At 38.2% G+C, this 11,952-nt stretch carries 13 protein-coding genes; 9 read left to right on the plus strand and 4 right to left on the minus strand.

Going from position 1 to position 11,952, the window contains the following annotated elements; translation table 11 throughout:
* Window positions 1-89 precede the first annotated feature (89 nt).
* On the minus strand, window positions 90-896 hold the full coding sequence (locus RHP76_RS23005; protein ID WP_120230503.1) for a T9SS-dependent choice-of-anchor J family protein: 807 nt from the start codon (window positions 894-896) through the stop codon (window positions 90-92).
* Between the two features lie 95 nt (window positions 897-991).
* On the opposite strand from RHP76_RS23005, the gene RHP76_RS23010 reads away from it, so the two are divergent.
* The 9 genes from RHP76_RS23010 to RHP76_RS23050 all read left to right on the plus strand — a co-directional run bounded on the left by RHP76_RS23010 (window position 992) and on the right by RHP76_RS23050 (window position 10,397).
* Window positions 992-3,097: a TonB-dependent receptor plug domain-containing protein gene (locus RHP76_RS23010; protein ID WP_311229161.1), complete on the plus strand. Its 2,106-nt coding sequence runs from the start codon at window positions 992-994 to the stop codon at window positions 3,095-3,097.
* Window positions 3,098-3,113: 16 nt separating this feature from the next.
* The gene (locus RHP76_RS23015) at window positions 3,114-4,229 is read left to right on the plus strand and encodes an HmuY family protein (RefSeq protein ID WP_311229162.1); all 1,116 of its coding nucleotides are present in this window, start codon (window positions 3,114-3,116) and stop codon (window positions 4,227-4,229) included.
* Window positions 4,230-4,250: 21 nt separating this feature from the next.
* Entirely contained in the window at window positions 4,251-5,129 is an 879-nt protein-coding gene (locus tag RHP76_RS23020) for a heme/hemin ABC transporter substrate-binding protein (protein WP_288442309.1), read from the plus strand.
* Window positions 5,113-6,153, plus strand: coding sequence for a FecCD family ABC transporter permease (locus tag RHP76_RS23025; RefSeq protein WP_120230506.1), 1,041 nt, complete (start codon window positions 5,113-5,115; stop codon window positions 6,151-6,153). Before RHP76_RS23020 ends, RHP76_RS23025 begins: the two co-directional genes overlap by 17 nt.
* On the plus strand, window positions 6,153-6,926 hold the full coding sequence (locus RHP76_RS23030; protein WP_280212382.1) for a heme ABC transporter ATP-binding protein: 774 nt from the start codon (window positions 6,153-6,155) through the stop codon (window positions 6,924-6,926). Before RHP76_RS23025 ends, RHP76_RS23030 begins: the two co-directional genes overlap by 1 nt.
* A 2-nt stretch (window positions 6,927-6,928) precedes the next feature.
* A complete protein-coding gene (locus RHP76_RS23035; protein WP_216445007.1) occupies window positions 6,929-7,579 on the plus strand; it encodes a class I SAM-dependent methyltransferase in 651 nt (216 codons plus the stop codon).
* A gap of 4 nt (window positions 7,580-7,583) precedes the next feature.
* Window positions 7,584-8,612 (plus strand): hemin-degrading factor, encoded by a 1,029-nt coding sequence (locus RHP76_RS23040; RefSeq protein ID WP_311229163.1) that lies wholly within the window; start codon window positions 7,584-7,586, stop codon window positions 8,610-8,612.
* 115 nt (window positions 8,613-8,727) lie between these two features.
* Complete coding sequence (locus RHP76_RS23045; RefSeq protein ID WP_311229164.1) at window positions 8,728-9,600, plus strand: ChaN family lipoprotein; 873 nt, start codon at window positions 8,728-8,730, stop codon at window positions 9,598-9,600.
* 161 nt (window positions 9,601-9,761) lie between these two features.
* Window positions 9,762-10,397, plus strand: a complete 636-nt coding sequence (locus RHP76_RS23050; RefSeq protein WP_288442317.1) for a peptide deformylase — start codon at window positions 9,762-9,764, stop codon at window positions 10,395-10,397.
* 67 nt (window positions 10,398-10,464) lie between these two features.
* Here the strand turns inward: RHP76_RS23050 and RHP76_RS23055 are convergent, their stop codons facing one another.
* The 3 genes from RHP76_RS23055 to RHP76_RS23065 all read right to left on the minus strand — a co-directional run bounded on the left by RHP76_RS23055 (window position 10,465) and on the right by RHP76_RS23065 (window position 11,951).
* Window positions 10,465-10,899, minus strand: coding sequence for a hypothetical protein (locus RHP76_RS23055; RefSeq protein WP_311229165.1), 435 nt, complete (start codon window positions 10,897-10,899; stop codon window positions 10,465-10,467).
* A 192-nt stretch (window positions 10,900-11,091) separates the two neighbouring features.
* Window positions 11,092-11,517, minus strand: coding sequence for an organic hydroperoxide resistance protein (locus tag RHP76_RS23060; protein ID WP_062670963.1), 426 nt, complete (start codon window positions 11,515-11,517; stop codon window positions 11,092-11,094).
* On the minus strand, window positions 11,514-11,951 hold the full coding sequence (locus RHP76_RS23065) for a MarR family winged helix-turn-helix transcriptional regulator (protein WP_062670961.1): 438 nt from the start codon (window positions 11,949-11,951) through the stop codon (window positions 11,514-11,516). Before RHP76_RS23065 ends, RHP76_RS23060 begins: the two co-directional genes overlap by 4 nt.
* Window position 11,952: the final 1 nt, after the last annotated feature.

Genomic DNA, 11,952 nt, shown 5'->3' on the forward strand with positions numbered 1-11,952 from the left:
ACCAGAAAATAATAAAAATCAAAGCATAGAAAAGCCGGTAAGAACAGTCCTACCGGCTTTAATAAAGGCCAATAATAGTCTGATGAACCTTATTTTTTAATGAATTTTGATTGAATGAATTTTCCTTCTGCTGTTTCAATATTCATATAATATACTCCTGTCTGAAGTGTGCTGATATCAAATCTTTGTCCGTTCAGTTTCCCTTCCGCTGCTTTTTGTCCTGCAGCAGAATAGATCTGAATGTTTTTAGGATCTTTTTTGACAATGAATTCTATTGCAGACTGATCAGAATTTAAGGCAAATCTGAAATTTTCTGTTGATTTATTGTTGTCTGATACGCCTAAAGAAGCAGTTGTATTATACACTACATTATCTATCTGGATTGCTACGTGAGTAGCAGTAGGAGTGAACTTAAATACAATGTATGAGCCTGTGGATGCCGGAATATTAACACTGATATTCTGTACTGTACCAATAACCGATACATTGATAGGGCTTCCTACAGGAACGAATGTTGACATGTCTGCAGGGTTGGAGGCTACTCCTATCTGAATGCTTCCCGGACCAGGAGATGGAGATACCAGGGTAGTATCAAAAGTCAAAGTTTTATTTCCTGTTGGAGTCTCAATCTGCGGCGTAATCAGATAAGAAGAACCTGTTGCATTGTTTCCTGCATACGACTGAACGAATCTGTTGGAATCTCCTGCTACAATCATTCTTGGAGGTACAGGAGGGAACTCACCGGTTATTGGTGCAACGATGGCAGACCATCCAAACTGAGGGAAAGTAGTATTCCCAGCGGTAAAATTGTTGAAATTTTCATTGATGTTAGATACCTGAGCATTCGCCGTTAAGGCTGTAAACATCAGAGCTCCTAAAAGTAATTGTAATTTCATGAGATTATTTTTATTTAGAATTATTCCACAAAAATATATAATTATTTTTAATGAGTCTAAATAAAGTTTTATATTTGCTGAAAATTTGTACCCTTATGAAGAAGAAAGTGCTTTCCGTTCTATCGTTATCCGTGGCCTTATGGATAAATGCACAAGAAAAGGATTCTCTTAATCAAAAGAAAATTGAAGAAGTTGTTATTACAGGACAGTATATGCAACAGTCCATTAACAAATCGATATATAAGGTTGATGTTATTGATGCAGAACAGATCAAAAATATGGCAGCAACGAATGTTGCCGAGGTTCTGAATCAAAGTCTGAATATACAGATCACTCCGGATACGCGTTCAGGAAATTCCACCGCCAACATCATGGGACTTAACGGAGACTATGTGAAAATCCTTATAGACAATATACCGGTAGTAGGGGATACAGGACTGGGAAGTAATATAGACCTTACCAAAATTACTCTAAGCAATATCGAAAGAATAGAAATTGTAAAAGGAAGTATGGGGGTTGAATATGGAAATGGTGCCGTTGCCGGGGTTATCAACATTATTACCAAAAAAAACAGTACAAAAAAGATCAGTGTTAGAAGTTCGATACAGGAAGAAACAGTAAGGGACAACTATGATCTTAAGAAAAGAGGAAACGGAAGGCATATTCAGAACCTTAATGTAGATTATAACATCAGCAATGAATGGTTTGCCAGTATCAATTTCAACCATAATCAGTTTATGGGATATGAAGGAGAAAGCAAAGGCTACAAATATTTCGGGCAGGATAACCAGAGAGGGTATGAATGGAACCCGAAAGATCAGTATGATGCGTCTGCTTTATTAAGATATACCAAAAATAAAACGACATTCTTTTACAAGTTATCTTATCTTGACGAAAAATTCAATTTCTATAATCCGGAAGTAAACAGAAATCCTCTTAATGATGGATTGGGCGGTGTTTCGTATGAAAGCAGAGACAGAAGATATAACACCGATCGATGGATTCACCAGTTCAATATTCAGACTAATCTGGGACATATCCGATACATGGGAGACTTCTCGTATCAGAACCAGGATAGGAAATACTACGACTATAATTACGATATCCCGAACAGACAAATCAAAAGCCGTCAGGAAGAAAAGTCTTATTATAAGACCGATGTCATCTATTCAAGAGGGATGTTCAGCAACTTCCTCGACAGCAAAGTTTTTGATTTTCAGTTAGGATATGAATTAGACTATACCAATGGCTATGCTGCTTTAATTGCCGGAGATTTCTTTGGTGAAGCGGTAAAAAGAAAGATCTTCACCTATTCCAATTTCCTTTCTGCAGAATGGAATGTGTCAGACAAATTCTCTTTAAGACCGGGAGTAAGACTTTCTCTTAGCGAAAACTTTAATAATCAATACAACTACTCTTTATCAGCAAGATATAAAACCTCTGAGAATTCAAATCTTAGAGCAGTGGTGGGATCGGCTAACCGCTTCCCAAAATATGACGAGTTGTACACCTATTTTGTGAATCTTAACCATGATGTACAGGGAAATCCGGACTTGAATCCTGAAAAGGGATTCTCTGCAGGACTTTTCTGGAATCAGAACTTTTCAGCAGATAATGGCTGGAAGATCGCTTATGGAGTAGACGCATTATACCTCGATGTACGTGACAGGATTGAAATGGTAATGGTAAAGGAGCCTTCCACCTATAAATATATGAACCTTAATACCTATAAAAATCTACTATTCTCTGCTAATGTAGATTTCAGAAAAGATCAGTTTGCCCTGTCTTTAAGAGGATCAGTAAACGGAACATCAGTATCGATGATTGATTTGAAATCTTCTTCCCCAACAGACTTTCAGTATCTGGTACAGGCAGGCGCTTCAGCAACTTACAAACTGAAAAGTACCGACACTAATTTTACCCTTTACTACAAATTCACAGGTCCGGACAGAATTTATGTGTCCGATGGAGCTAATGACTTCCGCCTTGGAAAAATAGATAGTTTCCATATGATGGATTTTATTGTAAGCCAGCCTTTCTGGAAGAAACATTTTGAAATTTCTGCAGGAGTGAAAAATATATTTGATGTAACAAGATTAAACTCTACGGCAGTGGCCGGTTCAGCTCATACAGCTGCCAATGGGTTTGTTAATTTATATTATGGCAGAAGCTATTTTGCCCGATTAATGTTTCAATTTTAAATAATAAGTTACGATTATGAAGTATTTAAAAATAGTATCTGTTCTTTCCATCATGGCAGCCACACAGTCTTGTCTTTCTGCAGACGAAGATCCGGTTCCGGTTCCGCCTATGACGGGATCTGAAGTAAGTGTGCCAATTGGCGGCCCTACAGAACCTAACCAGGTTTGGATCGATTTAAGTGACTACACCAATCCGGCGGTCAACAGCAGGACAGACTGGGATCTTGGTTTTTACAGCGGCGATGCCTACAGAGTGATCATGAACGGATCTCTTGCCATGACGGTGATCAAAATACCCAACGCATCAGACATCAGTAAAGTAAAGGAAGCTGATATTTCAAGTTTAAAAGATATTGCTCAGGTAGGAACATTTGATGCTGCCAATATGAAATATGTTGACAATCCTAATGGTGACTTCCTGAATCAGACTTCAGGAATTGATGCCATCAAAGAAAATGATGCTGATAACCCAGTTTATCTGATCAATCTTGGGAGAGAAATACCTTCTGCTGCCAATATCGGGGCAGGTTCAGTTTCATTGTCCGGTGATCCGAGAGGATGGAAAAAAATTCAGATCCTGAGAGCTCAGAATGGATACAAAATCCGTTATGCTGACGTGAATGCAGCAGAAGCAGACATCAAAGAATATATCATTACCAAAGATACAGAATACAGCTTCTCATTCTTCAACCTGAAAACAGGAACGCCGGTAAAGATTCAGCCAAAGAAAAAGAAATGGGATCTGGCATTCACAACATTTACCAATGAAGTGTTCATGGGACCTACAACCAGTGCAGGAAGCTATTTTTATGCAGATTTTGTAACAACCAATACTTTGAATGGAGTAGGTGCTTACCAGGTAACGGTTACAGGAAATCTTGATGCTGCTTACAATGCATTTAAATTAAAAGATGTAGAGTCTTCAAAATTTGTTTTCAATGACCAGAGGGCTATCGGGGATAAATGGAGAACCACTACCGGTACAGCATCCAATCCTGTTCCTTTTGTGTATGCAGACCGTTTTTTTGTATTGAAAGATGCTGAAGGCTTTTATTTCAAGCTGAGATTCAATACCATGAAAAATACAAAAGGAGAAAGAGGATACACCAATTTTGAATTCGAACCTTTATAAATAATCAAATAATAGTATATCATGAAAAAATTCATCCTTGCAGCTTCTGTTCTTGTAGCAGTATATTCTTGCAAAAAAGCAGAGACAGGAGCAAAAGAAAATACAACAGAAGCCAGTTCAGAAGCACCCAAAACCAACAATAAAATAGTAACATTAAACGGAGGAATTACTGAAATCGTAGCTGCTTTAGGCCACGAAAAAGAAATCGTAGGAACTGATGTTACCAGCACCTATCCTGCCTCATTAAAAGCTACAGCGAAAGATTTAGGCCACATGAGATCAATGACAATTGAACCGATCATGGCTGTAAACCCTACTTTGATTCTGGCTTCTGATAAAGATATCAATCCGGAACTAATGGGGAAAATTAAATCTTCAGGGATTCAAACCGAAGTTTTTAAACAGGAATATACGGTTGAAGGAACTAAAAAACTGATCGAGCAGGTAGCAAAAGCTATAGGAAATACAGATTATCAGAAACTAAACGATAAAATTGATGCTGACCTTAAGCAGGTACAGCCTATCGCTAAAAAACCAAAAGTATTGTTCATCTACGCCCGAGGAAATATGTTGATGGTAAGTGGTAAAAGTACCCCAATGGCTTCATTGATCACCCTTGCAGGGGGAGAAAATGCAGTAACCGATTTTGAAGATTTCAAACCATTGACACCGGAAGCGGTTGTAAAAGCTAATCCTGATGTATTATTCTTCTTTGAAACCGGTTTACAGGGAGCAGGAGGAAACGAAGGTGCGCTAAAAATGCCGGGAGTATCTCAGACCAATGCAGGTAAGAACAAGAAAATCATTGCAATGGACGGAGGTTTGGTATCAGGTTTTGGACCAAGAGTAGGAGAAGCAGCAGTAGGATTAAACAAACTTTTAATTGAAAGCACAAAGTAAACTATACTTTTATCTTATTATAAGTGCGGTACTGCTTATCATTATAGCAGTACTGTCACTTAATACAGGAGTTTATGATTTCGGAGAAAACTCTCCGTTCAGGGCTCTGTGGCAATTGATAAAAGAAGATCCCGGTTTATCGCTGAGTGATAAATATGTGATCTGGGACGTAAGAGCAGCCAGGATTATCATGGCCATTTTAGTGGGAAGTATGTTGTCGGTTTCCGGGACGAGCCTTCAGGGACTTTTCAAGAATCCTCTGGCAACCGGCGATTTAATAGGACTTACATCAGGAGCAACATTGCTGGCAGCCATTGCGATTGTTTTAGGAGGACATTTCAAAGAATATCTTCCTGAAGCTGTACAATTTTCACTGGTAGGAATAGCCGCTTTTATCGGTTCTTTTTTATCCATGATGCTGGTCTACAGAATTTCAACAAGCGGAGGGAAAACCAATGTAGTGATGATGCTGCTTACCGGAGTTGCCATAACGGCTATCGGGTTTTCGATAACCGGATTTTTGATCTATATCTCAAAAGATGAACAGCTCAGAGATCTTACTTTCTGGAACCTGGGAAGCCTGGCCGCAGCAACATGGACGAAGAATATCATTCTCGCCATTGTGATCACCATCGCCTACATCATTTTATTACCCAAAGGAAAAGCCTTAAATGCAATGATGCTGGGAGAAAAAGATGCACAGCATCTGGGGATCAATGTGGAAAGACTGAAAAAGCAGATCATCATCACCGTGGCATTAATGGTGGGAACCTGCGTGGCATTTTCAGGTACCATTGGTTTTGTAGGGCTTATTGTACCTTATATTTTAAGGCTTTTATTCAAATCCAATTATGTTTTTATTTTGCCATTATCGGCAATGTGCGGAAGCATTTTGTTATTAACGGCAGATACCTTCAGCAGAAGTATTGTGGCACCGTCAGAACTGCCGATAGGGATTTTAACAGCCTTAATGGGAGGCCCTATTTTTATCGCTATTTTGGTTAAATTTAAAAAATCACTGTAATGATCAAGGCACATCAGATTAATTATCAACATAAAGAATTCCGAATTCTGGACGGGGTAAATGTCTCACTGGAATATGGTGAATTCCTGGCCATTGTGGGACCCAATGGAGCAGGAAAATCAAGTCTTCTGAGCGTATTGGCAGATGAAGTGAAATCCGGAAATAACAAAGTTCTGTTTAAAGATAAACCCATCAGAGAATGGAATATCCGGGAACTTTCTAAACACAAAGCCAAGTTCTCGCAGCATAACAGCAATGATATTCCGCTTGAAGTGAAGGACGTGATCATGATGGGAAGATATCCTTATTTTGATGCCCAACCAGGAAAAGAAGATCTTGAAGCCATGAACAATATGATGTACGAAACCGATATTTTTCATCTCAAAGAAAGAGAATATAATACCCTTTCGGGAGGAGAAAAGCAGCGTGTACATCTGTCAAGAGTGATGGCACAGCTTGAAAATGAAATTGCCCATAAACTGGTTTTTCTGGACGAACCGTTGAATAATTTAGATATAAAACATCAGTACAAAGCATTGGAAATTATCAAAAATTTCACCAAAAAAGCCAACAGTGCTATTGTTGTTTTGCATGATCTGAACCTTGCTGCACAGTTTGCAGATAAGATTTTATTAATGAAATCAGGACAAGTCTCTGCCTATGGAACTCCACAGGAAGTTTTTACTGAAGAAAATATCAGTAATGCCTATAATTTTCCCTGTACCATCTGCGGACACCCTATTACCAATAACCCAATGATCATTTTTGGATAACCATGGAAAAAGAAGAACTCAAAATCCTCGCACAGAATCTTGCCAATCCTCAGGGTGAAAAAGGCATCGAGATTGGTGAAATGATGAATGCCACTAACATCAGCATGACGTTAGAGAGCATCAAAACACTTGTGATTGATGACGGCCAGCAAATCCTTGAAATAGGACACGGAAATGCCGCACACCTGAAAAGTATCATGAGCCTTGCCAAAAACCTGAAATACACAGGGATTGACATTTCTGAAACCATGCACAATGAAGCCAAAAGGCTCAATAAAGAATTTGAAAGCCAGGCAGAATTTGTTTTATACGAAGGGAATAAACTTCCTTTTAAAGATGAAACTTTTGATAAAATATTTACCGTAAACACAGTTTATTTCTGGGAAAATCCGGTTGAATTTCTAAACGAGATTTATAGAGTTTTAAAAGATGACGGAACATTTGTTCTTACATTCGGACAAAAAGAATTCATGGAAAAACTGCCGTTTACGGAATATGATTTCACTTTGTACAGCAACAGTGAAATGGAAGAGCTGGTCTCCAAAAGCCAATTTAAAAGGATGAAAACTTCTGAAAGAGAAGAAGAAATAAAAAGTAAAACAGGAAACGAAACCATACGAAGAATTTATACAATTTTAACCATAAAAAAGTAAAGTAATGAGCACATTAGTTAATGATTTAAAGGAAAAATGGGAAGCTCTGAAAGCAGAAAATCCACATATCAGAATAAGAAATGCAGCAGCACAGTTAGAAGTAAGTGAGGCAGAATTATTGGCAACAACCATTGGAGAAGGAGTAACTGTCCTGAACCCGGATTTCCAGGGAATCCTTACAGAAGCTGAGCAGTTGGGAAAAGTAATGGCGCTTACCCGTAATGATGAATGTGTTCATGAAAGAAAAGGGACTTATCTGAACGGAGATTTCAGCAGTCCTCATGCACAGCTTTTTGTGGGTGAAGATATCGATCTCAGAATTTTCCTTAACCACTGGAAATTTGCTTTTGCAGTACTGGAAGGAGAGAAGAAAAGTCTTCAGTTTTTCGGAAAAGACGGATTGGCACTTCACAAGATTTATTTAACAAAAGACAGTAATGAAGCTGCTTTCGATGTGATCGTAGAAAAATTCAGAGCAGAAGATCAGAATCAGGCATTGGCTTTTGAAGCAATCGCTCCAAAACAGGCTGAAAAAGCAGATTCAGACATTGATGTGGAGGGATTCAAAAAAGCCTGGACAGAATTGAAAGATACTCATGATTTCTTTATGATGACCAGAAAATATGGAGTAACTAGAACGCAGGCATTAAGATTGGCTCCGGAAGGATTTGCTAAGAAAATTGATAATGCGAAAGTGGTGAATATCCTTGAAGATGCTTCTGAAAAGAACGTTCCGATCATGGTTTTCGTTGGAAACAGAGGCATCATCCAGATCCACACAGGAAATGTGAAGAAAACACTTTGGCACCAGCAATGGTTCAATGTGATGGATCCTGATTTCAACTTACATCTTGACGTAACGAAAATTGCAGAAGCGTGGATCGTGAAAAAACCGACTGAAGACGGAGAAGTAACCGCTATCGAAGTATTCAACAAAGAAGGAGACTTTATCGTTCAGTTCTTCGGAAAAAGAAAACCTGGAATTCCTGAGCTTCAGGAGTGGAAGGACCTTGTAGCAGCTTTAGAGAAATAATAATTAGATGATTTGAATGAGGCCGTTTTGTTTGTAAAATTCAAAGCGGTCTTTTTTATTGAAACAATCTGCAAATGCATGAATATTTGTGTAATTTGTGACTAAATATAAAAAAATGAAAAATATTTTCATAGCGATACTGCTGGCTGGTTTCTGTGCATTGAAGGCACAGGATTTAAAAGCATATCAGTTTTACGATAAAAAAGGAAAAGAAGTAAAGACAGAAAAGCTGGTAAAAGAACTGGCGGATTATGATGTGGTCTTTTTTGGCGAAAATCATAACAGTTCTATCAATCACTGGCTTCAGCTGAAGATTACGGAAGCTTTGTTTGTGAAAAAGAACGGACAGCTGATCTTAGGAGCAGAGATGTTTGAGAGAGATAATCAGGCGCAGTTGGATCAATATTTAAACGGAAGATTTGATGCAAAAACATTAAAAGATTCTGCCCGTTTGTGGAACAATTATGCAACCGATTACAAGCCTTTGGTAGATTTTGCCAAAGATAAAAAACTGGATTTTATTGCCACGAATATTCCGAGAAGATATGCCTCTCAAACCGCCAAAGAAGGTCTTGAATCCTTGAATAAATTAAGCGAAAAAGAGAAAGCCTACATTGCCCGGTTGCCGATTAAAGTAACGTTAGACACTCCAGGATATCCGGAAATGAAAAAGATGATGGGAGATCATGCAGAAGGAACCAAAGTGATGAATTTCATTTCAGCACAGGCTGTAAAAGACGCTACGATGGCTGAATCTATCCTGAAAAATTATCAGGCCGGAAAGACCTTTATCCACTACAACGGTAACTATCACAGCAAAGAATTCGGAGGAATCTATTGGTATATCAAACAGAAGAATCCAAACCTGAAAATGGCAGTTATCTCCGTTTTTGAATCAGACGATCCCGAACTGAAAGTACCTGCCAAAGATTATATCCCGACAGATTTCAATCTGATTATTCCTGCGGATATGACAAAGACTTTTTAAGCTTTCAACAGTTAGAGTGAAAAAATATTCAATAGAAACGGGCTTTAGCCCGTTTATTTTTTATATCAACTTCCATTGGCTTTAGCCTAAACATAATTATTGAATACCTTTTGATCATTTTTACTCCACAATATATACATTTGTATCAGATTCAAAAACATATGAAAAAAATCCCTATCCTGCTGATCTTTTCTATCGGATTGTTCAATGCACAAAAACTTACTTCCAATGAGCTTTCCATCATCAATCAGGGAGATGTTAATAGGGCGTTGCCTATCTATCAGACAACAGATGCCAATCAGCATCAAACCTTGCTGAATATTTCTTCAGAAGCTGATCCTCTTGATCCTAACACCGCTGTTCTGGTAAAAAGGATGAAAGAATCTCTTCTTTCAACAGATGGTGGAGTAGGCATTGCTGCTCCTCAGGTGGGAATCAACAGAAAGATCATTTGGGTACAGCGTTTTGATAAGGAAGGAACACCGCTGGAATATTTTATTAACCCGGTCATTGTATGGCGTTCCGATCTGCAGAATCTTGGTCCCGAAGGTGATTTATCTATTCCTGATTTCAGAGATCAGTTTTACAGAAGCAAAGTTATCCAACTGGAATATGTGGATTTGAAAGGACAGAAATATTCAGAAATCGTAGAAGGTTTTACTGCGGTGATTTTCCAGCATGAAATCGACCACCTTTTCGGCATCCTGATTTCTGATAAAAAGGAAAAAGAGAAAAATGATTCCTATAAAAAGGTAGATGCCTATCAGAAAAGTGAGGTCAATAAAGACAGGAGGTAATGATGAATTATAAATGATGAATGATGAATGATGAGAAGTTGTTATAAGGCTAAGTAAATGTATGTTTCTAACCATATTTTACAATGAAATCTTCTCCATCTTCATAACCTGCGGGATATACATAGGTAATTACCCCGATATCTGATTGTAAAACTTCTTTTAGCTTATTGAAGTACATATCTCTTTTCTCTTCCGTAGTGTCCATTGTTAGGCTCATAATAAGCCTGTCATCATCTGTAATATTGGCACCCACCATTATTTTGTCCGGATTATCATGATATTTATTCCAGTAAAAAGTTTGGTCAAGGGCAGGGCTTTCGATGAAATAACCAATCATTTCGTCTTCTGTTTTAAAAATATAATCTTTGTCGTGCCTTGGGAAAGTATAATCGAGATTTAATTTTTCATATCCGGGAAGGAATGTGTTTAGAACAAGATCAATCGTCTTTCTTGATTTTTGCCCTGCATACACCTGGCATACAATATCTATAATGATTTCCATGACACAAAATTACTCTATTTTAATATCATATTGAGTTATAAATGACGAATGACATTCATAAACACTATATATATAAAAAATAGCCTCAATGATCTGCGCCATCATTGAAATCAGCGGGAAAATAGAAAATAAAAAGGAGCTGTTTCCATGGAAACAGCTCCTTTCGTTATAACTATGCTTAAAAAAATTGGATTAATCGTTGTTGGTTACTGAAAGTTTCACCTCCATATTATTTCTGGTCGCATTAGAATAAGGGCAGATCTGGTGTGCTTTTTCTGTCAAAGCCTGTGCTTCCTCAATAGAAACTCCAGGGATGTTCACATCCAGTTCTGCTGCTAGTCCGAAGCCTCCATTCTCAAGCTGACCTATGCTCACCTGAGCAGTCACTGTTGTTTCACCTGTTTTTACTTTAGAAAGACTGATCACTCTGTTCAGAGCGCTGTCGAAACAGGCAGAATATCCCGCTGCAAAAAGCATTTCAGGATTGGCAAAATCATCATTGGCTCCTCCTAAAGCTTTCGGCATTCTTACATCAAGATCCAGAACTCCGTTTTCACTCTTCACATGTCCGTTTCTTCCTCCTTGAGCAGTGACCTGAGTTGTATATAACGTTTTCATTTATTTTCTATTTTGTTTAAGATTTTTAAGACGGTGTCTTTAAGGTGCAACAGCTCTTCCGGTTGTATTCCCAGTTTTTCCTGAATTTTTCCCGGAATTTCACATGCCTTCTGCTGAAGCTGTTTTCCTGCTTCGTCTAAAAATACTTCAACCACTCTTTCGTCCTCTTTTTTTCTTTTTCGGATAATAAATCCTTTAGACTCCAGCCTTTTAAGAAGAGGGGTCAAAGTACCACTGTCCAGAAACAGTTTTTCTCCGATATGGGTTACCGTAAGTCCGTCACCGTCCCATAATATCATCATCACAAGATATTGCGGATAGGTAATGCCCAGTTCATCAAGAAAAGGACGGTAAAGCCCTGTAATCTCTTTGGCAATGACATACAATGGGAAACAAATCTGGTTTTCCAGTTTGGGTGTTTTCGGATTTTCCATA

This window comes from Chryseobacterium sp. SG20098 (assembly GCF_031844745.1).
GTDB classification, from domain to species: Bacteria; Bacteroidota; Bacteroidia; order Flavobacteriales; family Weeksellaceae; genus Chryseobacterium; species Chryseobacterium cucumeris.

Coding starts and splice junctions, on each gene's coding strand:
- RHP76_RS23065 (WP_062670961.1), bottom strand. CDS start 11,951: ATGGAAAATCCGAAAACACCCAAACTGGAAAACCAGATTTGTTTCCCA.
- RHP76_RS23015 (WP_311229162.1), top strand. CDS start 3,114: ATGAAGTATTTAAAAATAGTATCTGTTCTTTCCATCATGGCAGCCACA.
- RHP76_RS23030 (WP_280212382.1), top strand. CDS start 6,153: ATGATCAAGGCACATCAGATTAATTATCAACATAAAGAATTCCGAATT.
- RHP76_RS23040 (WP_311229163.1), top strand. CDS start 7,584: ATGAGCACATTAGTTAATGATTTAAAGGAAAAATGGGAAGCTCTGAAA.
- RHP76_RS23050 (WP_288442317.1), top strand. CDS start 9,762: ATGAAAAAAATCCCTATCCTGCTGATCTTTTCTATCGGATTGTTCAAT.
- RHP76_RS23020 (WP_288442309.1), top strand. CDS start 4,251: ATGAAAAAATTCATCCTTGCAGCTTCTGTTCTTGTAGCAGTATATTCT.
- RHP76_RS23010 (WP_311229161.1), top strand. CDS start 992: ATGAAGAAGAAAGTGCTTTCCGTTCTATCGTTATCCGTGGCCTTATGG.
- RHP76_RS23060 (WP_062670963.1), bottom strand. CDS start 11,517: ATGAAAACGTTATATACAACTCAGGTCACTGCTCAAGGAGGAAGAAAC.
- RHP76_RS23035 (WP_216445007.1), top strand. CDS start 6,929: ATGGAAAAAGAAGAACTCAAAATCCTCGCACAGAATCTTGCCAATCCT.
- RHP76_RS23055 (WP_311229165.1), bottom strand. CDS start 10,899: ATGGAAATCATTATAGATATTGTATGCCAGGTGTATGCAGGGCAAAAA.
- RHP76_RS23005 (WP_120230503.1), bottom strand. CDS start 896: ATGAAATTACAATTACTTTTAGGAGCTCTGATGTTTACAGCCTTAACG.
- RHP76_RS23045 (WP_311229164.1), top strand. CDS start 8,728: ATGAAAAATATTTTCATAGCGATACTGCTGGCTGGTTTCTGTGCATTG.